At 64.7% G+C, this 20,842-nt stretch carries 19 protein-coding genes; 7 read left to right on the top strand and 12 right to left on the bottom strand.

The features are described 5' to 3' along the window. Nucleotides 1-4: 4 nt before the first annotated feature. Both KCG88_RS19465 and KCG88_RS19460 read right to left on the bottom strand, forming a co-directional pair. A complete protein-coding gene (locus tag KCG88_RS19465; protein WP_047289627.1) occupies nucleotides 5-433 on the bottom strand; it encodes a DUF350 domain-containing protein in 429 nt (142 codons plus the stop codon). Between the two features lie 138 nt (nucleotides 434-571). Beyond that, on the bottom strand, nucleotides 572-1,138 hold the full coding sequence (locus tag KCG88_RS19460; protein ID WP_210712909.1) for a DUF2780 domain-containing protein: 567 nt from the start codon (nucleotides 1,136-1,138) through the stop codon (nucleotides 572-574). A 265-nt stretch (nucleotides 1,139-1,403) separates the two neighbouring features. Between KCG88_RS19460 and KCG88_RS19455 the strand changes: the two genes are divergently transcribed. The 3 genes from KCG88_RS19455 to KCG88_RS19445 all read left to right on the top strand — a co-directional run bounded on the left by KCG88_RS19455 (nucleotide 1,404) and on the right by KCG88_RS19445 (nucleotide 3,371). Then, the gene (locus KCG88_RS19455; protein ID WP_241774777.1) at nucleotides 1,404-2,006 is read left to right on the top strand and encodes a sigma-70 family RNA polymerase sigma factor; all 603 of its coding nucleotides are present in this window, start codon (nucleotides 1,404-1,406) and stop codon (nucleotides 2,004-2,006) included. Then, nucleotides 2,003-2,677 carry an anti-sigma factor gene (locus tag KCG88_RS19450; RefSeq protein ID WP_210712908.1) on the top strand — a complete coding sequence of 225 codons (675 nt, stop codon included), beginning with the start codon at nucleotides 2,003-2,005 and terminating at the stop codon, nucleotides 2,675-2,677. The genes KCG88_RS19455 and KCG88_RS19450 overlap by 4 nt, the downstream gene beginning before the upstream one ends. 115 nt (nucleotides 2,678-2,792) lie before the next feature. After that, entirely contained in the window at nucleotides 2,793-3,371 is a 579-nt protein-coding gene (locus KCG88_RS19445) for a hypothetical protein (RefSeq protein WP_047337995.1), read from the top strand. A 184-nt stretch (nucleotides 3,372-3,555) separates the two neighbouring features. Here the strand turns inward: KCG88_RS19445 and fdhA are convergent, their stop codons facing one another. The 8 genes from fdhA to KCG88_RS19405 form a co-directional block, all read right to left on the bottom strand. Beyond that, complete coding sequence (fdhA, locus tag KCG88_RS19440; protein WP_047289632.1) at nucleotides 3,556-4,755, bottom strand: formaldehyde dehydrogenase, glutathione-independent; 1,200 nt, start codon at nucleotides 4,753-4,755, stop codon at nucleotides 3,556-3,558. A gap of 171 nt (nucleotides 4,756-4,926) precedes the next feature. Next, a complete protein-coding gene (purU, locus tag KCG88_RS19435; protein ID WP_047289633.1) occupies nucleotides 4,927-5,784 on the bottom strand; it encodes a formyltetrahydrofolate deformylase in 858 nt (285 codons plus the stop codon). A 155-nt stretch (nucleotides 5,785-5,939) separates the two neighbouring features. Beyond that, nucleotides 5,940-6,572, bottom strand: coding sequence for a sarcosine oxidase subunit gamma family protein (gene soxG / locus KCG88_RS19430; protein WP_047289634.1), 633 nt, complete (start codon nucleotides 6,570-6,572; stop codon nucleotides 5,940-5,942). A 133-nt stretch (nucleotides 6,573-6,705) separates the two neighbouring features. Continuing rightward, a complete protein-coding gene (locus KCG88_RS19425) occupies nucleotides 6,706-9,723 on the bottom strand; it encodes a sarcosine oxidase subunit alpha (protein ID WP_210712907.1) in 3,018 nt (1,005 codons plus the stop codon). Next, complete coding sequence (locus tag KCG88_RS19420) at nucleotides 9,720-10,022, bottom strand: sarcosine oxidase subunit delta (RefSeq protein ID WP_011063902.1); 303 nt, start codon at nucleotides 10,020-10,022, stop codon at nucleotides 9,720-9,722. Before KCG88_RS19420 ends, KCG88_RS19425 begins: the two co-directional genes overlap by 4 nt. Nucleotides 10,023-10,036: 14 nt before the next feature. Further along, the gene (locus KCG88_RS19415) at nucleotides 10,037-11,287 is read right to left on the bottom strand and encodes a sarcosine oxidase subunit beta family protein (protein ID WP_210712906.1); all 1,251 of its coding nucleotides are present in this window, start codon (nucleotides 11,285-11,287) and stop codon (nucleotides 10,037-10,039) included. Nucleotides 11,288-11,310: 23 nt separating this feature from the next. Continuing rightward, nucleotides 11,311-12,564 (bottom strand): serine hydroxymethyltransferase, encoded by a 1,254-nt coding sequence (locus KCG88_RS19410; protein ID WP_047289636.1) that lies wholly within the window; start codon nucleotides 12,562-12,564, stop codon nucleotides 11,311-11,313. 312 nt (nucleotides 12,565-12,876) lie between these two features. After that, entirely contained in the window at nucleotides 12,877-13,617 is a 741-nt protein-coding gene (locus tag KCG88_RS19405; RefSeq protein WP_047289637.1) for a TraX family protein, read from the bottom strand. A gap of 100 nt (nucleotides 13,618-13,717) precedes the next feature. On the opposite strand from KCG88_RS19405, the gene KCG88_RS19400 reads away from it, so the two are divergent. The 3 genes from KCG88_RS19400 (at nucleotide 13,718) to KCG88_RS19390 (ending at nucleotide 17,403) form a co-directional block, all read left to right on the top strand. Next, the gene (locus KCG88_RS19400; RefSeq protein ID WP_011063906.1) at nucleotides 13,718-14,758 is read left to right on the top strand and encodes a low specificity L-threonine aldolase; all 1,041 of its coding nucleotides are present in this window, start codon (nucleotides 13,718-13,720) and stop codon (nucleotides 14,756-14,758) included. A gap of 375 nt (nucleotides 14,759-15,133) precedes the next feature. Continuing rightward, complete coding sequence (locus tag KCG88_RS19395; protein ID WP_210712905.1) at nucleotides 15,134-16,579, top strand: cytosine permease; 1,446 nt, start codon at nucleotides 15,134-15,136, stop codon at nucleotides 16,577-16,579. Beyond that, on the top strand, nucleotides 16,576-17,403 hold the full coding sequence (locus KCG88_RS19390; RefSeq protein WP_210712904.1) for a nitrilase-related carbon-nitrogen hydrolase: 828 nt from the start codon (nucleotides 16,576-16,578) through the stop codon (nucleotides 17,401-17,403). The genes KCG88_RS19395 and KCG88_RS19390 overlap by 4 nt, the downstream gene beginning before the upstream one ends. Nucleotides 17,404-17,479: 76 nt before the next feature. On the opposite strand, the gene gbcB is transcribed toward KCG88_RS19390, so the two are convergent. After that, nucleotides 17,480-18,580 (bottom strand): glycine-betaine demethylase subunit GbcB, encoded by a 1,101-nt coding sequence (gbcB, locus tag KCG88_RS19385; RefSeq protein WP_047289641.1) that lies wholly within the window; start codon nucleotides 18,578-18,580, stop codon nucleotides 17,480-17,482. A 291-nt stretch (nucleotides 18,581-18,871) separates the two neighbouring features. On the opposite strand from gbcB, the gene gbcA reads away from it, so the two are divergent. Continuing rightward, nucleotides 18,872-20,167 (top strand): glycine-betaine demethylase subunit GbcA, encoded by a 1,296-nt coding sequence (gene gbcA / locus KCG88_RS19380; RefSeq protein ID WP_047289642.1) that lies wholly within the window; start codon nucleotides 18,872-18,874, stop codon nucleotides 20,165-20,167. A gap of 176 nt (nucleotides 20,168-20,343) precedes the next feature. Here the strand turns inward: gbcA and KCG88_RS19375 are convergent, their stop codons facing one another. After that, nucleotides 20,344-20,706, bottom strand: coding sequence for a hypothetical protein (locus tag KCG88_RS19375; RefSeq protein WP_210712903.1), 363 nt, complete (start codon nucleotides 20,704-20,706; stop codon nucleotides 20,344-20,346). Nucleotides 20,707-20,842: the final 136 nt, after the last annotated feature.

Genomic DNA, 20,842 nt, shown 5'->3' with positions numbered 1-20,842 from the left:
GCCCTCAGACCGAAGGGGTCATGCAGGCCGCGTTCAGCAGGCCGACACCGACAGAAACCGATGCCACCAGGATCGCCGCCGCGTACTCCTGGCTGGCAATGCGCTGGGACAGGCCCTTGAGGGTCAGGCTGACCACAAAGAACGCCAGCAGCTGCACCACCGCGGCGATGCCGGCCCAGAGCAGGAAGTCGATGATCGAGATTGAATGGGAAATGGCGCTGGCCACCGGAATGGCAAAGCCCAGCAAGGCACCGGACAGGGCGATGGAAGCCGCGCTGTTGCCCCCGCGGATCAGGGCGAATTCGTTATAGGGGGTCAGGCGCGTATAGATGAACGCATAGAGGGCAAAGACCAGGGCCGCGCCCAGCATGTAGAGCATGAAACCGAGCACCGCATCGGCGGGCAGAGACATCTTCAGTGCATCCATGAACATCGCGTTCAAGCTTCCTTGGAAAACGGGGCGCGAGATATAGCACAGGCCGGATTGGGCGAAAACTCCGGGAAAGGTAAAGGCGAGTGTTTCAACCTTCAGGAAAAGCCCCGACGCGCCCGGCGCCGGGGCTGCAGGGCGTTACTTGGCCACGCCCCAGATGCCGCTCAGGCTTTGCAGCAGGGAGCCGCCAACGCCCTGCTGGCCCAGGTACTGCAGGATCACCGGCGCAAACTGGCCGATCATGCCGCTGTCCATGCCCAGGGCGCTGAAGGCGTTGTTCAGGTCATTGGTGTCCTTGACGTCGCCCAGGGCGCTGTCCAGGCCCTTGGTCTGCCCGGACGACTGGCCCAGCAGGCCGCTCAGGGCACCCAGGCTGCCCAGGGCGTTGCTGCCCGAGAGTTTGTCCAGGCCGGGGACACTTTTGCTCAACTGGGAATAGTCGGTGCTGCTCAACTGGTTCTTCGCCAGGCCCAGCATGGCTCCCGTACCGCCGATGGCTTGCTGGGGAGTGACATTCAGTTGCGAACCCAGGGCTCCGAGCAGGCCGGCGGTCTGGGAAGTGGGGGCCGCGACGGCAGCCTTGTCGCCTCCCTGCATGCCAGAAATGGCATTGGCCGCGTCGTTCAGGCTGAAACCGCCGGCCAGGGCCGAACCGGCTGCCAGGGTCATCAGGGTAGCCAAGGCGAAACCGCGTGGAATATTCATCGAAACAACCTCATGGGGCAGGAAACCACCCGCGTTCGGATGGCTGGAAAACAGCCTTTTGACTGAAGCATCGGGTGAATGTTCCGAAAGTGGCGCAGCGGCACCCGCACCCTGTGGATTCTAGTCGAGAATCACGCATCCACGGCTCGACGCTCTGCGTATAAGCAGCAACGACGACCGGCGCAGGAACATCGGCACCGGCCATAGCAGGAGGTCGCACCCCGTGAATGGAACAACCGCCCACCCTGGACTACCCTCTGGCTGGATCGACCGTTGCCAGCCGTGGTCCATTCATTTGCCAGCTGCCTGGAGAACCGCCATTTCTGCTCTCGACCCCGATCAACTGCGGCACCTGCTGGCCCAGTGCTCACTGGGCGATCGCCGCGCCTTTGAGACCCTGTACCGCAGCGTTGCCCCGTGCCTGAATGGGGTGGCCCTGCGTTTCATGGGCCGCCGCGACCTGGCCGAGGAGGTGCTGCAGGAAAGCTTCGTGCGCATCTGGAACAACGCCGCGCGCTACCAGCCGCACCTGTCCGCGCCCCTGACCTGGATGGTCAACATCACCCGTAACCAGGCCATCGACCAGTTGCGCAAACACCGCGAACGGCCCCTGGGCGAGCTCGAAGAACAACAGCTGGAGGATCAAACCCCTTCGGCCCACGACCAGCTGGACAGCGCCCGCTCCGCCCGGGCCCTGAACCGCTGCCTGGACAGCCTCGACGGCATGCAGCGCCAATCCATCACCGTGGCCTACTTCCAGGGCCTGTCCTGCTCGGAGCTGGCCGAACACCTGGCCGCGCCCCTGGGCTCGGTCAAATCCTGGATCCGCCGTGGCATGGAACGCCTGCGCAGGTGCCTTGAATCATGAATTATCGAACCCCCGAACGGCGCCGCGCCCTCGCCGCCGACTACGCCATCGGCCTGATGCAGGGCGCCGCGCGCCGGCGCTTCGACATGCTCCTGCTGGACGACCCGGCCCTGCGCGAGGAACTGGCGCAGTGGCAGGAGAGCCTCGCCAGCCTGACCGCAGGCCTGCCCGAGGAGGAAGTGCCAGAGCATGTGTGGCAAGGCATCCAGGCGCGTATCCAGCCCCAGGTCCTGCACCTGCCGCAGAAAAACCCGCTGTGGATGCGCCTGCGCCTGGCGATCGCCGCCTGCGCCGTGTTGGCGACCCTGTACATCGGCTTTATCCGGCAGGACGACCAGGTGCGCTACAGCGCCACCCTGCTCAGCGCCGACCAGCAACCGGCCTTGCAGATCAAGGCCCACGCCCAGTACCTGCAGGTCGAACCCCTGACCCTGGCTGCGATTGGCCTGGACCGCAGCCTGGAACTCTGGGCGATTCCTGCCGATGGCAAGCCTATTTCCCTGGGCGTGGTGCCGGTGGGCGGCAAGGGCCGGATCAACCTGAGCCAGGCCCAGCGCGACCTGCTGGGTACCCCGATCGCCCTGGCGGTGAGCCTGGAACCCCACGGCGGCTCGCCCACCGGCCAGCCCACCGGGCCGGTGTTGTACCAGGGGCAATTGGCCGCGCTCTGACGGCCACCTTCGCCGGCAAGCCGGCTCCTACAAGGCCCGACTTGTGTAGGAGCTGGCTTGCCAGCGAAGCTGCCAGCGCTAAACTCCTCTGCCCCCACACCTTTCGGCGCCTGCTGTGAAACCATCCCCCCTCAGAGCGGCCCTCTACGGCTGCATCGCCCTGGCCCTGAGCATCCCCCTCATTATCTGGACCCTGGGCCGCCCCATCGACAGCAGCCGCTGCTCGGACACGGCCCCAGGCCCCCTGAGCGAGTTCATCAGCCAGTACTTCCGTGAGACAAACGGCGCCGACTGGCAAGAGGAAATCAACTCACTGATCATTCTCGGAATCCCGGAAGCCCAGGCCCTGGCGCGCCAGTCCCCGGCCCACTACTGCGACGCCCTGAACCTGCTGGAAAACCCGCAACGCGCGCCCACGGAAAAATTTCATACCGCGGTGCTGATGCTCTCGCTGCCCATCGACTACTACCTGGACTTCATGGACCGCAGCCACCAGCTGTATCAGCGCGGGCTCATCGACCGATCCGTCCTGAGCATGGTGCTTTTCCCAAGAGGCACGGCGCTCAACTACTGGTGGCTGCCCCAGTGGCGCTCGCGTTTCCAGCGGGATGCGCCAGGCGTGTTTAGCGAGGCCGCCGCGCAGTACATCCTCAGTGGAGAACACTGGGTCGACTACCCGGGCAAGGGTTTCTGACTCAACACCGACGCAGGATCGCCAAGCAAGGTCCTGCGGACCTTTGCGCAGCCTCGCAAGCTCGGCAGCGGCTACAGGGGAGTGTTTTTAGCCACAGGAGAAGTGCTCGCGGCAGTCTCGGGCTTATGCCAGAACGCAAAAGGGCGCCCCGTGGGTCGCCCTTTTGCTTCTATCGCCTCAAGTCTCAGGCAGCACTGAACAGCTTGTGCGGGTCGATGACGAATTTCTTCGGTACGCCGGCATCGAACTCGCCGTAGCCGCGCGGGGCATCGTCGAGGCTGATGACTTGCACGCCCACCACTTCGGCGATGTTGATGCGGTCCCACATGATGGCCTGCATCAGTTGGCGGTTGTATTTCATCACCGGGGTCTGGCCGGTGTGGAAGCTGTGGGACTTGGCCCAGCCCAGGCCGAAGCGGATGCTCAGGCTGCCCATCTTCGCCGCGGCGTCCACCGCGCCCGGGTCTTCGGTGACGTAGAGGCCGGGAATACCGATCTTGCCCGCCACCCGCACCACGCCCATCAGGGAGTTGAGCACCGTGGCCGGGGCTTCGTGCTGGGCACCGGCATGGCCGTGGCCACGGGCTTCGAAGCCCACGGCGTCCACCGCGCAGTCCACTTCCGGCTCGCCCAGCAGGGCGGCGATCTGTTCGTGCAACGGGGTGTCCTTGGACAGGTCGGCAATTTCAAAACCCTGGGCCTTGGCGTGGGCCAGGCGTACCGGGTTGACGTCACCGACGATCACCACCGCGGCCCCCAGCAGGCGCGCGGAAGCGGCGGCCGCCAGGCCCACCGGACCGGCACCGGCGATGTAGACGCTGCTGCCCGGGCCAACGCCGGCGGTGACGGCGCCGTGATAACCGGTGGGCAGGATGTCGGAGAGGCAGGTCAGGTCGCGGATCTTCTCCATGGCCTTGTCGCGATCCGGCAGTTTCAGCAGGTTGAAGTCGGCGTAAGGCACCAGCACGTACTCGGCCTGGCCACCGGTCCAGTCGCCCATGTCGACGTAGCCGTAGGCGCCACCGGCACGGGCCGGGTTGACGGTCAGGCAGACTCCGGTGTGCTGTTCCTTGCACGAGCGGCAGCGCCCGCACGCCACGTTGAAGGGTACCGACACCAGGTCACCGATCTTCAGGTTCTCGACGTCGCTGCCCTTCTCGATCACTTCGCCAGTGATTTCATGGCCCAGGACCAGGCCGACCTGGGCGGTGGTACGGCCACGGACCATGTGTTGGTCCGAACCGCAGATGTTGGTGGAGACCACGCGCAGGATGACGCCATGCTCGATCTTCCTGCCGCGCGGGTCCTGCATTTTTGGATAGTCGATTTTCTGTACCTCGACCTTGCCGCTGCCCAGATACACGACACCACGATTACCAGACATGCTTTCACCTCGCTGTTGTTGTTATGGAACCGCGTAACCCAAAGGGGGAAACACGTGGATTGCTCGGGTACGGATGCTGTTTCGTTTTCAAAATCGCTTTCGCGCGAACAGGCGCAACGCCTATAGGAGCGAGCTTGCTCGCGAAGGGCTGCGCAGCAGCCCCAAGAATCATCAGAGCACCACCGTCCGGTTGCCGTTCAGGAACACCCGCCGTTCGATGTGGTAGCCCACCGCCCGGGCCAGAGTCAGGCCCTCGATGTCCCGGCCCTTGGCGATCAGGTCTTCGGGGTAGTAACTGTGATCCACCACCTCCACGCCCTGGGCGATGATCGGGCCTTCGTCCAGGTCGTTGTTGATGTAGTGCGCCGTGGCGCCCACCAGTTTCACGCCCTTGTTGTAGGCCTGGTGATAAGGCTTGGCGCCCTTGAAGCCCGGCAGCAGCGAGTGGTGGATGTTGATGGCCTTGCCATCGAGCTTGCGGCACAGCTCCGGCGACAGTACCTGCATGTAGCGGGCAAGGATCACCAGTTCGGCGCCGGAGTCCTCGATCACCTGCCACACCTGACGCTCCTGGGACGGCTTGTCGTTGGGGTCGAGGGGGAAGTGGTGATAGGGAATCTGGTGCCAGTCGGCCAGGGGCTTGAGGTCCGGATGGTTGGACACCACCGCCACCACGTCCATGGGCAACTGGCCGATGCGCTGGCGGTAGAGCAGGTCGTTGAGGCAGTGATCGGCCTTGGAAACCATGATCACCACCTTCGGCCGGTAGTTGGGCGCGGTCAGCTCGAAGTTCATCGCGAAGGCTTTGGCGCGCTCGGCCAGCCCCTGACGGAAACCCTGTTCGTCGAGGCCGTCGGGCTGGCGGAACTCCACACGGATGAAGAAGCGCCCCGAGAGCCGGTCATCGAAGGAATGGTGCTCGGTGACGTAGCAGCCCTGCTCGAACAGAAAGCGGGTCACCGCGTCCACCGTGCCGAGCACGCTGGGGCAGTCGGCGGTGAGAATCCAGGTATCGGGGGCGCGGCTCATGCGGGATAACTCCTGTTCGTTAGGGCAACCGCAGCGCGGTCGATTCTCTGTAGGAGCGAGCTTGCTCGCGAAAAATCCAAGGGCGCTGTGGTCTTCCGGGAATCCATTCTTCGCGAGTTCGCGAGCAAGCTCGCTCCTACCAGGCCAGGCAGGGTTCAGGCCTGGACACTCAGGCCATATTCGGCCGCGGCATCCTGCAGCCACATCCACCAGTAATCGGAGAAGCTACGACGCACCAGTAGCTCCCAGGTGTCTTCGCCGGTACGGCGGATCACCAGTTGCGACTTGGCGAACACCGTGCCCACCGCCTTGCCCACCGGGAAGTTGTTGGGGTGCACGTCGTAGCTGGTGGACTTCATCAGCACTTGGCGCACGTTGGGGCCGGACAGTTCAAGAATCTGCTGGCCGCCGCTGACGTTGACGATCTGGATATGCAGGTCGCCCAGGGCGGCGCGCAGGTTCTGCTCGGCGGCGAACTCTTCGCCGCTGGGCACGATCAGCAGCCACTCATCCGGGCCCAGCCATTGCAGGCTGGTTTCACCCTTGACCACCACGCTCAGGGCACCCGGCAACTCGATGCCCAGGGCTTTGTGCACGCCGGCGGCAAAGGCCGGGTCGTGGCCGTCGCCACGGATCGTCAGATGGCCGAGGAGCTTTTTCTCGCGCAGGATCACCCCGGCGTTCTTGCGGCCCTTGCCCACCAGGCTCGGCAGGTCGGCGTGATGCAGGGGCGACTCGGCCTTGGCCCCGGTGGTGGGGCGCTGTTGGTAAACGTTGACTGCGGTCATAGAGCACCTGTCCTGAATTCTGTTGATAACGCCCTGTAGGAGCCGGCTTGCCGGCGAAGAGGCCCTTGGGCCTTGTGGCAGCCTTGCGGCCGCCTTCGCTGGCAAGCCAGCTCCTACATGAGCGTGTTGTGCCTTAGATGTTCTGGCGGTCGCCCTTGGGGTCGAAGAACACCGAGGAAACGATTTCCGCCTCGATCACCCGGCCATCGGCCAACGGCGCGAAGACCCGCTCGCCCAGGCGCTGGAGGCCGCCCTTGACCACGCCCAGGGCAAAGGAATAACCCAGGGAGTTGTGGGCATAGCTGGAGGTCACGTGACCGACCATGCTCATCGGGATCGCCTGCTTGGGGTTGAACACCAGTTGCGCGCCTTCCGGCAGCCACTGGGTCGGGTCGATCGGCTTGAGGCCCACCAGTTGCTTGCGCTGCTCGCGCACGCAGTCTTCACGGTTCATGCCGCGCCAGCCGATCCACGAGAACGGCTTGGTCCGGCCCACGCACCAGCCCATGTTCAGGTCGTCCGGGGTCATCGAGCCGTCGGTGTCCTGGCCGACGATGATGAAGCCCTTCTCGGCCCGCAGCACGTGCATGGTTTCGGTGCCGTAGGGGGTCAGGTTGTACTTCTTGCCGGCCTCGACGATCTGCTCCAGCACGCCCATGGCGTAGTCGGCCTGGACGTTGACCTCGTAGGACAGCTCGCCGGTGAACGAGATGCGGAACACCCGCGCCGGCACGCCGCCCACCAGGCCTTCCTTCCAGGTCATGAACGGGAAGCCGTCCTTGTCCAGGTCGATGTCGGTGACTTCGCTCAGCAGCTTGCGGCTGTTGGGCCCGGACAGGGTCATGGTGGCCCAGTGGTCGGTGACCGAGGTGAAGTACACCTTGAGGTCCGGCCATTCGGTCTGCTGGTAGATCTCCAGCCACTGCAGCACGCGAGCCGCGCCGCCGGTGGTGGTGGTCATCAGGAAGTGGTTGTCGGCCAGACAGGCGGTGACGCCGTCGTCGAAGACCATGCCGTCTTCCTTGCACATCAGGCCGTAGCGGGCCTTGCCCACGTCGAGCTTGGTCCAGGCGTTGGTGTAGATGCGGTTGAGGAACTCGCGGGCGTCCGGGCCCTGGATGTCGATCTTGCCCAGGGTCGAGGCGTCCAGCAGGCCGACGCTTTCACGCACCGCCAGGCATTCACGCTTGACCGCGGCATGCATATCTTCGCCGTTTTTCGGGAAGTACCAGGGGCGCTTCCACTGGCCGACGTCCTCGAACTCGGCGCCATTCTTCACATGCCAGGCATGCAGCGCGGTGAAGCGCACCGGCTCGAAGATGTGCCCGCAGTGCCGGCCGGCCACGGCGCCGAAGGTGATCGGCGTGTAGTTCGGGCGGAACATGGTGGTGCCCATCTGCGGGATGCTGACGTTCAGCGAACGGGCGGCGATGGCCAGGCCGTTGACGTTGCCCAGCTTGCCCTGATCGGTGCCGAAGCCCAGGGCGGTGTAGCGCTTGACGTGTTCCACCGACTCGAAGCCCTCGCGGGTCGCCAGTTCGATGGCGGCCGCAGTGACGTCGTTCTGCAGGTCGACGAATTGCTTCGGCGCCCGTGCGGTGCCTTTTTCGTGGGGCACCTGGAACAGCGCCAGGGTCGGTTCTTCAAGACGGGCCAGGGCCTTGGGCAGAACGCCCTCCACGGCCTGGAAACCGGCTTCGCTGGCGGCGCGCACACCGCCTTCGAAACCGTCGGCCAGGGTATCGCCGAGGCTGTAGACGCCATTGATACCACCGACACACACACGTTTCTGCGGCGCTTCACCGGGCACGAAACCGAGAATGTCTTCACGCCACACCGGCTTGCCGCCCAGGTGCGAGGCCAGGTGCACCACCGGGCTGTAGCCACCGGAGCTGGCGATCAGGTCGCAGTCGAGCCATTCGCCGGGGCTGGTGACCTTGTGTGCCTTGACGTCGATGGCCGCTACGCGGGCGCCGGTCACGTGCTTGCTGCCACGGGCCTCGATCACCGCGCTGGAGGTGAGGATGCGAATGCCCTTGGCCCGGGCTTCCTCCACCAAGGCGCCGCGGGGGTTGTGCCGCGCATCGGCGATGGCCACCACTTGCAGGCTGGCGTCGAGCCAGTCCAGCGCCACGCGGTAGGCGTGGTCGTTGTTGGTGGACAGCACCAGCTTCTTGCCCGGGGCCACGCCGTAGCGGCGCACGTAGGTGGAGACGGCACCGGCCAGCATGTTGCCCGGCACGTCGTTGTTGCCGTAGACCAGCGGCCGCTCGTGGGCGCCGGTGGCCAGCACCACGCGCTTGGCACGGACCCGGTGGATACGCTGGCGTACCTGGCCGATGGGCGCGCGGTCGCCGAGGTGATCGGTGAGGCGCTCGTGAATGGTCAGGAAGTTATGGTCGTGGTAGCCGTTGACCGTGGCCCGTGGCAGCAGCAACACGTCCGGCAGCGACTTGAGCTCGGCGACCACACTGGCCACCCACTCCACCGCCGGCTTGCCGTCCAGGCTTTCGCGGCTGTCCAGCAGGCTGCCGCCGAACTCTTCCTGCTCATCGGCCAGGATCACCCGGGCGCCACTGCGGGCAGCGGCCAGCGCAGCCGCAAGACCGGCGGGGCCGGCGCCGACGATCAGCACGTCGCAGTGCTGGTTCATGTTGTCGTAAGTGTCCGGATCGTTCTCGGTGGGCGAACGGCCCAGGCCCGCGGCCTTGCGGATGTACTTCTCGTAGGTCATCCAGAACGACTGCGGGTACATGAAGGTCTTGTAGTAGAAACCCGGCGGCATCAGCTTGCCGCCGACCTTGCCGAGAATCCCCATCATGTCGTTGTTGACGCTGGGCCAGCCGTTGGTGCTGGTGGCCACCAGGCCCTGGTACAGCGCCTGTTGGGTGGCGCGCACGTTGGGGATCTGGGTGGCTTCGGTGGCGCCGATCTGCAGCACCGCGTTGGGCTCCTCGCAGCCTGCGGCGAAGATGCCCCGAGGCCGGGAGTACTTGAAGCTGCGACCGATGATGTCCACGCCGTTGGCCAGCAGCGCCGAGGCCAGGGTGTCGCCCTCAAACCCCTTGTAGCTCTGGCCGTTGAAGGTGAAGGTCAGGACCTTGTTGCGGTCGATGCGTCCGCCGTTGGACAGGCGATTGGTCTGGCTCATACCTTCTCTCCAGCAGCCTTGGCGGTGAATTGCGGCTTGGTGCCGATCTTGTAGGTCTCAAGGATTTCGTAGGTGACGGTGTCGCGGGTGGCGTTGAAGTACTGGCGGCAACCGGCGGCGTGGATCCACAACTCGTGGTGCAGGCCGCGAGGGTTATCGCGAAAGAACATGTAGTCGCCCCACTCCTCGTCGGTGCAGGCGTTGGGGTCCAGGGGCCGTGGAATATGGGCCTGGCCGGACGAATGGAATTCCTCTTCGGAGCGCAGCTCGCCGCAGTGAGGACAGAAGATATGCAACATAGGGAGTTGTCCTTTTAGTGGGCGACCGCAGCAGCGCCGTGTTCGTCGATCAGCGCGCCGTTGTGGAAACGGTCGATGGAGAAAGGGGCGGCCAATGGATGCATCTCGCCCTTGGCCAGGCTCGCGGCAAACACGTTGCCCGAGCCCGGGGTGGCCTTGAAGCCGCCGGTGCCCCAACCGCAGTTGAAGAACATGTTCGGCACCGGGGTCTTGGAAATGATCGGGCAGGCGTCCGGGCTGGTGTCGACGATGCCGCCCCACTGGCGGTTCATGCGCACCCGGGAAAGGATCGGGAACATCTCGACGATGGCCTGGATGGTGTGCTCGATCACCGGGTAGGAGCCGCGCTGGCCGTAGCCGACCCAGCCGTCGATACCGGCACCGATCACCAGGTCGCCCTTGTCCGACTGGCTGATGTAGCCGTGCACCGCGTTGGACATGATCACGCTGTCGATGATCGGTTTGATCGGTTCCGACACCAGCGCTTGCAGCGGGTGGGATTCGATCGGCAGGCGGAAGCCCGCGAGCTTGGCCATGTGCCCGGAGTTACCGGCGGTGACCACGCCGACGCGCTTGGCGCCGATAAAGCCCTTGTTGGTTTCGACGCCCATGCACACGCCATTTTCCTTGCGAAAACCGATGACTTCGGTCTGCTGGATCAGGTCCACGCCCAGGGCGTCGGCGGCGCGAGCAAAGCCCCAGGCCACGGCGTCGTGACGGGCCACGCCGCCACGGCGCTGGACCGTGGCGCCGAGCACCGGGTAGCGAGTGTTTTTCGAGCAATCCAGGTAGGGAATCTCGTCCGCCACCTGCTGGGTGTTGAGCAATTCGCCGTCGATGCCGTTGAGGCGGTTGGCGCTGACCCGGCGCTCGGAATCACGGATGTCCTGCAGGGTGTGGCACAGGTTGTAGACCCCGCGCTGGGAAAACATCACGTTGTAGTTGAGGTCCTGGGACAGGCCTTCCCACAGCTTCATGGCGTGTTCGTAGAGCTGCGCCGACTCGTCCCACAGGTAGTTGGAACGCACGATGGTGGTGTTGCGCGCGGTGTTGCCGCCGCCCAGCCAGCCCTTTTCCACCACCGCGACATTGGTGATGCCGTGTTCCTTGGCCAGGTAGTAGGCGGTGGCCAGGCCATGCCCGCCACCGCCGACGATGACCACGTCGTAGACCTTCTTCGGGGTCGGCGTGCGCCACATGCGCTGCCAGTTTTCATGGTGGCTGAGAGAGTGCTTGAAGAGGCCGAAGCCCGAATAGCGTTGCATAGTCATTGCTCCAGTTGCGGCTCTCAGCGGTAAACCGGGAAATCAGCGCACAGGGCTGCCACCTGGCGCGCGACATTGGCCTCGACGTCGGCATCGCCGAGGTGGTCGAGGATGTCGCAGATCCAACCGGCCAGTTCAGTGCACTGGGTGACCTTGAATCCGCGAGTGGTGACCGCCGGTGTGCCGATGCGCAGGCCGGAGGTGACAAACGGCGACTGCGGGTCGTTGGGCACGGCGTTCTTGTTCACGGTGATGTGGGCGCGGCCCAGGGCGGCGTCGGCATCCTTGCCGGTCAGGCCCTGGCGAATCAGGCTGACCAGGAACAGGTGGTTGTCGGTGCCGCCGGACACTACATCGTAGCCGCGTTTGATAAATACGCCGGCCATGGCCTGGGCGTTGTCGATCACCTGTTGCTGGTAAGCCTTGAAGCCAGGTTCCAGCGCTTCCTTGAAGCACACCGCCTTGGCCGCGATCACGTGCATCAGCGGACCGCCCTGGGCGCCGGGGAATACCGCGGCGTTGAGTTTCTTCTCGATCTCTTCGTTGGCCTTGGCCAGGATCAGGCCGCCACGGGGACCGCGCAGGGTCTTATGGGTGGTGGTGGTGACCACGTCGGCATAGGGCAGCGGGTTGGGATACAGCCCGGCGGCCACCAGCCCGGCGACGTGGGCCATGTCGACGAACAGCAGCGCCCCGACCTTGTCGGCGATCTGCCGGAAGCGCGGGAAGTCCAGGGTCTTGGAGTAGGCCGAGAAGCCGGCGACGATCATCTTCGGCTTGTGTTCCACGGCCAGGCGCTCGACTTCGTCGTAGTCGATCAGCCCGGTGCGGGTGTCGATGCCGTATTGCACCGCGTTGTACAGCTTGCCCGAGGACGACACCTTGGCGCCGTGGGTCAAGTGACCGCCATGGGCCAGGCTCATGCCGAGGATGGTATCGCCGGCCTGCAGCAGGGCCAGGTACACCGCGCTGTTGGCCGAAGAACCGGAGTGCGGCTGGACGTTGGCGTAGTCGGCGCCGAACAGCTGCTTGGCACGCTCGATGGCCAGGGCCTCGACCTTGTCCACGTGCTCGCAGCCACCGTAGTAGCGCTTGCCCGGATAGCCTTCGGCGTACTTGTTGGTCAGCCCACTGCCTTGCGCCTGCATCACCCGCTTGCTGGTGTAGTTTTCCGACGCGATCAGCTCGATGTGATCTTCCTGGCGTTGTTCCTCGGCATTGATGGCCGCCAGCAGTGCATCGTCGTAACCCTGGATCTGGTCTTGCTTGCTGAACATCACGTCTCTCCCAGCGGCGGCGGTGCGCCTTTCGTCTCGGTGAGGCGAGCCTTACAGCTACGCCCTTTGGATGCGATGGTATGACCGGGAAGGGGAACTCAAATGCCTATGGACGCCACGCAAAGGTGCGTTTACGACATGCCCTGGCGCGCGAAGATAAATGCCTGCCCGCACCACCCGCCAACGGCTCTGGGTCGGGCCTGTCCCTCCCCCGCAACGCAACGCCCTCTACCGTAGGAGCTGGCTTGCCAGCGACGAGGCCCGCAAGCCAGGCGCAAATCCTCACGGGCGCCTTCGCCGGCAAGCCGGCTCCTACAGGGCTGCGCGCAGGGCCAGCAGCAGGAGAAAGTGCGCCGGGTACAGCAGGTAGGCCCAGCGGCGCATGGCCGGCACCGACCTGCCACGCAACCCCCGCAGCAGCATCAGCCCCAGCCACGGCGCCAGCAGACAAGCGGCAATACCGCAGGTCGCCACCTGATTGCCCAGGCGCGCCGCCGGGAACAAGGTTTCCCATTGATTGGCCGCCAGGCACAGCGCCCCAGGCAGCAGGCTGAAATACCAGGGCCGGCGCAGCACCAGTACCAGGGCCAGCGGCAGCAACACCCCGAAGGCGCCGAACATCAGCCGCTCGCTGAAAACCACCGCCAGCAGCAAGGCCAGCAGGCCAAGCCCCAGGTCCAGGCCCCTGCGCCGTTGCCAGCCGCGAGCCACCAGCAGGCCCAGGGCCAGGGTGGGCAGCACATTCAAGGTATCGGGGTCGGGAATGAACAGGCGATAGGGAATCTCGCTCAGCAGGCTGAACAGCAGCAGCCAGCCCAGGTAGCGCCATGGGCCGGGCCGGCGGTCGATTCGATCCCTGGCCCGGGTCAGGTTCACCGCCATGGCCAGGCAGAACCAGGGAAACGCCAGGCGCCCGGGTACGTAAAGCCAGTCCAGGCTCAGGCCCACATAACGCAGGTGATCGAGGACCATGCTCAGCAGCGCCAGCCATTTCAGCGCATCCAGCGCCCCGTCGCGCCGGGCAGTGTCGGGTTTCAGCATCGCGTCACGCATAAATCCTTATGGGCCATGCATTATTCCGGCATAAACAGAGCGTGTGCTGGGCCATTATTCTTGGTTAAAGTGCGCACCATCATCGACCACGGAGCCGGCCATGACCGACAAGAGCCAACAATTCGCCAGCGACAACTACTCCGGCATCTGCCCCGAAGCCTGGGCCGCCATGGAGCAGGCCAACCACGGCCACGAGCGCGCTTACGGCGACGACCAGTGGACCGCTCGCGCCTCGGATCATTTCCGCAAACTGTTCGAAACCGACTGCGAAGTGTTCTTCGCCTTCAACGGCACCGCCGCCAACTCCCTGGCCCTGTCGTCGCTGTGCCAGAGTTACCACAGCGTAATCTGCTCGGAAACCGCCCACGTCGAAACCGACGAGTGCGGCGCCCCGGAATTCTTCTCCAACGGCTCCAAGCTGCTGATCGCCGGCACCCAGAACGGCAAGCTGACCCCGGAATCGATCCGCGAGATCGCCCTCAAGCGCCAGGACATCCACTATCCCAAGCCGCGGGTGGTCACCCTGACCCAGGCCACCGAAGTGGGCAGTGTCTACACCCCGGAAGAAGTGCGCGCCATCAGCGCCACCTGCAAGGAACTGGGGCTGAACCTGCACATGGACGGCGCGCGCTTCTCCAATGCCTGCGCCTTCCTCGGCTGCACCCCGGCGGAACTGACCTGGAAGGCCGGCGTGGACGTGCTGTGCTTTGGCGGCACGAAAAACGGCATGGCGGTGGGTGAAGCGATCCTGTTCTTCAACCACAAGCTGGCGGAAGACTTCGACTACCGCTGCAAGCAGGCTGGCCAACTGGCTTCGAAAATGCGCTTTCTCTCCGCGCCCTGGGTCGGCCTCCTGGAAAACGACGCCTGGCTCAAGCACGCCCGCCACGCCAACCACTGCGCGCAGCTGCTGGCCCAACTGGTGGCCGATATCCCTGGCGTGGAATTGATGTTCCCGGTGCAGGCCAACGGCGTGTTCCTGCAACTCTCGGAACCGGCCATTGCCGCGCTGACGGCCAAGGGCTGGCGCTTCTACACCTTCATCGGCAAGGGTGGCGCGCGCTTCATGTGCTCCTGGGACACCGAGGAAGACCGCGTGCGCGAACTGGCGGCGGACATCCGCACCGTGATGAGCGCCTGACCCCCACCCCGCCTGTAGGAGCTGGCTTGCCAGCGAAGAGGCCCGCAACCCAAGCGCCGCTCCCGCCGCCTTCGCCGGCAAGCCGGCTCCTACAACGGCCAGCGCACTTCCCGCTCCGTAGGAGCTGGCTTGCCAGCGAAGAGGCCCGCAACCCGGGCGCCGCGCTCACCGACGCCTTCGCCGGCAGCCGGCTCCTACAATGGCCAGCGCACCTACCGCTCCGTAGGAGCTGGCTTGCCAGCGAAGAGGCCCGTCAAGCACACACCCTCCATCAGTTCACAAATTCCTGAACTGATTATTTGCCCCTGCTGATTCAACATCCGCCGCCTTTATCCGAGACTCCGGGGTCGACCTATAAAAACAAAGGCTCCACCCATGACGACTCAGTCTTGCGTCACCGAAAAGGCCCAGTCTCCTGGCCTGAAGATCGAAACCCGCTCCATCGACTACGTGCCCCGCGATGAACGCCACGGCAAGGTCTGGCACCAGGGCCCCTTCTGGTTCACCGGCAACTTCGTGCTCACCACCATGGTCACCGGTTTCACCGGCGCAGCCCTGGGCCTCGCTCTGCAATACGCCATCCTGGCGATCGTCATCGGCGTCTGCCTGGGCACCTTCTGCATGGCCTTCCACGCCAACCAGGGCCCGCGCATGGGGCTGCCGCAGATGATCCAGTCCCGCGCCCAGTTCGGCCTGCGCGGCGCCATCGTGCCGTTCACCGCCGTGGTGTTCGTCTACATCGGCTTCAACGTGTTCAACGTGATTCTCGCCACCGATGCCATCAACACCGTGATTCCCGGCGCACGGGCGCCCTGGTACACCCTGATGATCGCCGTGGCGGTGCTGATCGCGGTGGTCGGCCATGACCTGCTGCACACCGTGCAGCGCTGGCTGACCTACGTAATGATCAGCGTGTTCGCGGTGCTCACCGTCAGTGCCCTGCTGACCCTGCAGGCCGACTCGGCCCTGGCCGCCCCGCAGTTCTCCTGGTCGGCGTTCCTGATCCAGCTGTCAGCCGCCGCCGGCTACCAGATCAGCTATTCGGTGTACGTCTCCGACTACTCGCGCTACCTGCCGCACAAGACGCCGTCGCGCCAGGTGATCTTCTGGACCTACCTGGGCGCCGCCGGTTCGGCCCTGTGGCTGATGTCCCTGGGGGCATTCCTGGCCTCGGCCCTGCCCTCCCCCGATGCCATCGCCAGCGTGCGCGAAGTGGGCAACCGGGTGATCCCAGGCTTCGGCACCTTCACCGTACTGATCGCAGTGCCGGCGCTGGTGGGCATCATGGCGGTCAACTGCTACGGCGCCATGCTCACCGGCATCAGCGCCATCGACGGCTTCAAGTCGATCCAGCCCACGCTCAAGAGTCGGGTGACCGGCATCCTGCTGGTGGCGGTGGTGATCTTCCTGATCGCCATGAACATCCCCGAGAGCTACCTGGGCAGCTTCAACACCTTTGTCCTGCTGATGCTGTATTTCCTGGTGCCCTGGACCGCGGTCAACCTGGCGGACTTCTACCTGGTGCGCAAAGGCCACTACGCCATCAGCCACATCTTCAATCCCGCCGGGATCTATGGCCGCTGGTCCAGCGCCGGGCTGCTGGCGTATTTCCTCGGCCTGCTGGCGATGGTGCCGTTCATGTCCCTGAGTTTCTTCCAGGGCCCGCTGTCCCAGGCCCTGGGCGGTGCCGACATTGCCTTCGTGGTTGGCCTTGCCGTGGCTGCGCTGGTCTATTGGGCGCTGACCCGCAACCTGGACCTGGACGCGGAGCGCCTGGCCATCCAGGCCAGCGAGCAGCAACTGGAAGGAGGCGCGCAATGATTCCTCAGGCATCCCTCAAGGTGGCCTGCCAGCAAGTGGCCCCGCGCATCGGCGACCTTAAGTACAACCTCGCCCTGGGCGCCGAGGCGATACGCCAGGCCGCCGCCCGCGGCGCCCAGGTGGTGGTGCTGCCGGAACTGGTGCAGAGCGGCTACGTGTTCAGCGACCGCAATGAAGCCCTGGCACTCTCGGAAAGCCTCGACGGGCCGACCCTGAGCCTGTGGAAAACCCTGGCCGAGGAGCTGCAGGTGGTGATCGTCGGCGGCTTCTGCGAGCGCCTGGACCAGGAGCGTGTGGCCAACAGCGCGGCGCTGGTCGAACCCGAAGGCAGGCTGACGCTGTACCGCAAGGCCCATCTGTGGGATCGGGAAAACCTGATCTTCACCCCCGGCGACGAACCGCCGCCGGTGGTAGCGACCCGCTTCGGGCCGATCGCCATGATGATCTGCTACGACCTGGAGTTTCCCGAGTGGGTGCGCCTGCCGGCCCTGGCCGGCGCGGCCCTGCTGTGCGCCCCGGTGAACTGGCCGGACGGCCCGCGCCCGCTCGGCGAACGGCCGGCGGAGATGGTCCGGGTACAGGCCAATGCGGCGGTCAATCGGATGTTCATCGCCGCCTGCGACCGCTGCGGCGAGGAACGCGGGGTGAACTGGGTCGGCGGCTCGACCCTTGTCGATGCCGACGGTTATCCGCTGGCGGGCAAGGATCGGGAACGCACCGAGCAGTTGCTGCTGGCGGAGCTGGACCTGACCCAGGCCTGGCACAAGTCCATCAGTGAACATAACCATGTGCACCTGGATCGGCGCCCGGCGTTGTATCAGTAAACGGTGGATCAGGTTGCAGCTGCTCGCTGGCAAGCCAGCTCCTACAGCACGGATGTAGGAGCCGGCTTGCCGGCGATCAGAACTCCACCCGCACGTCGCCCTTGGGCACGCTGCAGCAGGACAGGATGTAGCCTTCGGCTTCGTCTTCCTCGGTGATCCCGCCGTTGTGTTCCATCACCACTTCGCCCCCCAGCTTGAGTACCTTGCAGGTGCCGCAGATGCCCATGCCGCAGGCCTTGGGAATCATCAGGCCAAGCTTGGCCGCCGCCGCGTGCACGGTTTCCCCGGGGGCCACGCGGATGCTCTTGCCCGAAGCGGTGAACTCCACCTGATGCAGATCCGCCAGGTCCGGCTCCGGCGCCTCGGCCGCCTGTTCGGCGTGTTCCACGGCGTCGGCCCGGGCTTCGGGCGGGGTCGCGCCGAAGGATTCCTCGTGGTAGCGCGCCATGTCGAAACCGGCGGCCTCCAGCAGGCGCTTGACCGCGTTCATGTAGGGCGTCGGCCCGCAGCAGAACACTTCCCGTTCGAGAAAGTCCGGGGCCATCAGCTCCAGCATCTTGTGGTTCAGGTAACCGCGATAGCCGGCCCAGGGCTCGCCCAGGCCGTGTTTCTCGCAGATCAGGTGCAGGCTGAAGTTGTCGATCCGCGAGGCCATGTGCTCCAGCTCGCGGTGGTAAATGATGTCCTTGGGGGAACGGGCGCTGTGGATGAACACCATGTCGACGTTGGCGTTGGTGTCGTAGAACCAGCGCGCCATGGACATCACCGGGGTAATGCCGACCCCGCCGCTGAGGTAGAGGATCTTCGGCGCCGGAAAGTCGATGGCGTTGAACAGCCCCACCGGCCCGTGCACCGCCAGTTCCTGGCCTTCGTGCAGGGTGTCGTGCAGCCAGTTGGAGACCTTGCCGCCGGGCACGCGCTTGATGGTCACCGAGAAGCTGTAGGGCACCGAGGGCGAGCTGGAGATGGTGTAGGAACGCATCACCGGCTGGCCCTCGATCTCCAGCTCCAGGGTGACGAACTGCCCCGGTTTGAAGAAGAACATGATCGGCTGGTCGGCCATGAAGCAGAAGGTCCGCACGTCCCAGGTTTCCTGGATGACTTTGACGCAACGGACGATGTGACGGCCATTGGCCCAGGTCTGGGTGGTTACCGGGTTGAGGAAGGTGTTGGACATGCTGTTCTCCACGGCCGACGGTCGGCGTCTTGTCAGCGATTCTGCGTAAGGCTTCTCGCGCCCATTTACCTATCTGCGACATTCACATGCTTATCGCGACCAGCCCCCAGCTGCCGGGGCTGGCGCGTCGGGAACAGATTGGGCCATGTCGCCCATGGATAAGGTTCTTGGCGTCTGCGGACCCACACTCGCCTCAACGACAACAGCCGTTTTTTTCGTGACTTGCGTAGCACCCACCGTAGCCACTAATTAATTCGCCGGCCGCACTGAACGGCCATGAGGACTTGAACGATGGACGTCACCGCAACCCTGAGCTTGGGCGATCCGCTGGAACCTGCACGCAAGGCCACTGCACAGATGCTGCAGGAACGTGAGCGGACCTTTTCCCTGCCGCAGCCGTTCTACTGCGATGAAAGGCTGTTCGATATCGACATGCAGGAGATCTTCCAGAAGGAATGGCTGATCGCCGGCATGACCTGCGAGATCCCCACCAAGGGCAACTACATCACCCTGCAGATCGGCAAGAACCCGATCATCGTCATCCGCGGCGCCGACGGCGTGGTCCACGCCTTCCACAACGTCTGCCGCCACCGCGGCTCGCGGCTGTGCACCAGCGACAAGGGCAAGGTGGCCAAGCTGGTCTGTCATTACCACCAGTGGACCTACGAACTGGACGGGCGCCTGCTGTTCGCCGGCACCGAAATGGGCGCCGACTTCGACATGAAGCAATACGGCCTGAAACCGGTGAACGTGAAGACCGCCGGCGGCTACATCTTCATCTCCCTGGCGGAGAACCCGCCGGCCATCGACGACTTCCTGGCGACCCTGGCCCATTACATGGAGCCCTACGACATGGAGAACACCAAGGTGGCGGTGCAGACCACCTTGCATGAAAAGGCCAACTGGAAGCTGGTGCTGGAGAACAACCGCGAGTGCTACCACTGCGGCGGCTCGCACCCCGAATTGCTGAAAACCCTGCTGGAATGGGACGACGTCACCGACCCGCGGGCCGACCAGGCGTTCAAGGACCACGTGGCCGCTTCCGCCGCCGCCTGGGAAGCCGAGAAGATCCCTTACGCCCATGCCAGCTTCGGCCTGCGCAACCGCATCGTGCGCATGCCGTTGCTCAAGGGCACCGTGTCCATGACCATGGACGGCAAGCAGGGCTGCGCCAAACTCATGGGCCGGATCAAGAACCCGGACCTGGGCTCGATGCGCATCCTGCACCTGCCCCACTCGTGGAACCACTGCATGGGCGACCACATCATCGTGTTCACCGTGTGGCCCATCAGCGCCCAGGAAACCATCGTCACCACCAAGTGGATCGTGCACAAGGACGCCGTGGAAGGCGTGGACTACGACGTCGAGCGCATGCGCCAGGTGTGGGACGCCACCAACGCCCAGGACCGGCGCCTGGCGGAAGAGAACCAGCGCGGTATCAACTCCACCGCCTACCAGCCCGGCCCGTACTCCAAGACCTACGAGTTCGGCGTGGTCAACTTCGTCGACTGGTACAGCGAGCGCATGCTGAGCAACCTGGGGGCGGAACCGGCGCCTTACCTCAAGGGTGTTCCGGTCACCGGCTGATACTGCAAGCACCGCAGCGGCTACAAGGCTTGTGTAGCCGCTGCCCCAGGCTGCCAACGGTTTGGGCGGCATTCCGACGCAGCAGGCGCAGCGATCTTGAGCGCGCCTGAGGTCCGGCGGAAAACCTCAAGCAAGGTCCTGCGGACCTTATCGCAGCCTCTCGGGCTCGGCAGCGGCTACAAAGGCCAACTGACCGCGCCGTTCTCGCCGATGACGGTCACGTTGATCGGCGGCTTGTAGAAACGCGCCTTCTGCTTGAGAAAGTCCGCGGACTTCTGGTTGGCCTGGAGCTTGGCCAGGGAAACACAAACTGTGGAAAAAGTGCCAACCGGCGGCAGCCCGGGGGTGCAGCTATAGGCGGGCGCGCGGGTTGGTGGCGCGGCGGCGGTTGCGTCGAGGGAGAGAGGCGCGGGTCCCAGAAGCCTGTGATAAACGACAGTCCATTGCCTGAGCTCCCGGAAACCGGATGTGGATAAGTCACTGCCAGGTCCTTGTGGCATCAGTGAAGACAGGCCACTTGCCAGTGTGAAGGCAGCCATTAGAACTGTATGAAATTTGATCTATTGCCGTGCAAGCCATGGATTACAAGGGGTGCAGCCTTCGACGAACATCTTATCCACACCTTGGCCCACAGCAACTGTGGGCAAGTTCTTCTGGCTTGGGGATATTTCGCCG

Source organism: Pseudomonas sp. MWU349 (assembly GCF_017947325.1).
In the GTDB taxonomy this organism is placed as follows: domain Bacteria; phylum Pseudomonadota; class Gammaproteobacteria; order Pseudomonadales; family Pseudomonadaceae; genus Aquipseudomonas; species Aquipseudomonas protegens.
The sequence above is the reverse complement of the archived record's forward strand: the minus strand, read 5'-3'. Positions and strand labels throughout refer to the sequence as shown.

Excerpts from the sequence above, each read along its gene's own strand:
- KCG88_RS19465 (WP_047289627.1), bottom strand. The coding sequence starts at position 433 with ATGTTCATGGATGCACTGAAGATGTCTCTGCCCGCCGATGCGGTGCTC.
- KCG88_RS19460 (WP_210712909.1), bottom strand. The coding sequence starts at position 1,138 with ATGAATATTCCACGCGGTTTCGCCTTGGCTACCCTGATGACCCTGGCA.
- KCG88_RS19450 (WP_210712908.1), top strand. The coding sequence starts at position 2,003 with ATGAATTATCGAACCCCCGAACGGCGCCGCGCCCTCGCCGCCGACTAC.
- fdhA (WP_047289632.1), bottom strand. The coding sequence starts at position 4,755 with ATGTCTGGTAATCGTGGTGTCGTGTATCTGGGCAGCGGCAAGGTCGAG.
- purU (WP_047289633.1), bottom strand. The coding sequence starts at position 5,784 with ATGAGCCGCGCCCCCGATACCTGGATTCTCACCGCCGACTGCCCCAGC.
- soxG (WP_047289634.1), bottom strand. The coding sequence starts at position 6,572 with ATGACCGCAGTCAACGTTTACCAACAGCGCCCCACCACCGGGGCCAAG.
- KCG88_RS19425 (WP_210712907.1), bottom strand. The coding sequence starts at position 9,723 with ATGAGCCAGACCAATCGCCTGTCCAACGGCGGACGCATCGACCGCAAC.
- KCG88_RS19420 (WP_011063902.1), bottom strand. The coding sequence starts at position 10,022 with ATGTTGCATATCTTCTGTCCTCACTGCGGCGAGCTGCGCTCCGAAGAG.
- KCG88_RS19415 (WP_210712906.1), bottom strand. The coding sequence starts at position 11,287 with ATGCAACGCTATTCGGGCTTCGGCCTCTTCAAGCACTCTCTCAGCCAC.
- KCG88_RS19410 (WP_047289636.1), bottom strand. The coding sequence starts at position 12,564 with ATGTTCAGCAAGCAAGACCAGATCCAGGGTTACGACGATGCACTGCTG.
- KCG88_RS19405 (WP_047289637.1), bottom strand. The coding sequence starts at position 13,617 with ATGCGTGACGCGATGCTGAAACCCGACACTGCCCGGCGCGACGGGGCG.
- KCG88_RS19400 (WP_011063906.1), top strand. The coding sequence starts at position 13,718 with ATGACCGACAAGAGCCAACAATTCGCCAGCGACAACTACTCCGGCATC.
- KCG88_RS19395 (WP_210712905.1), top strand. The coding sequence starts at position 15,134 with ATGACGACTCAGTCTTGCGTCACCGAAAAGGCCCAGTCTCCTGGCCTG.
- KCG88_RS19390 (WP_210712904.1), top strand. The coding sequence starts at position 16,576 with ATGATTCCTCAGGCATCCCTCAAGGTGGCCTGCCAGCAAGTGGCCCCG.
- gbcB (WP_047289641.1), bottom strand. The coding sequence starts at position 18,580 with ATGTCCAACACCTTCCTCAACCCGGTAACCACCCAGACCTGGGCCAAT.
- gbcA (WP_047289642.1), top strand. The coding sequence starts at position 18,872 with ATGGACGTCACCGCAACCCTGAGCTTGGGCGATCCGCTGGAACCTGCA.
- KCG88_RS19375 (WP_210712903.1), bottom strand. The coding sequence starts at position 20,706 with ATGGCTGCCTTCACACTGGCAAGTGGCCTGTCTTCACTGATGCCACAA.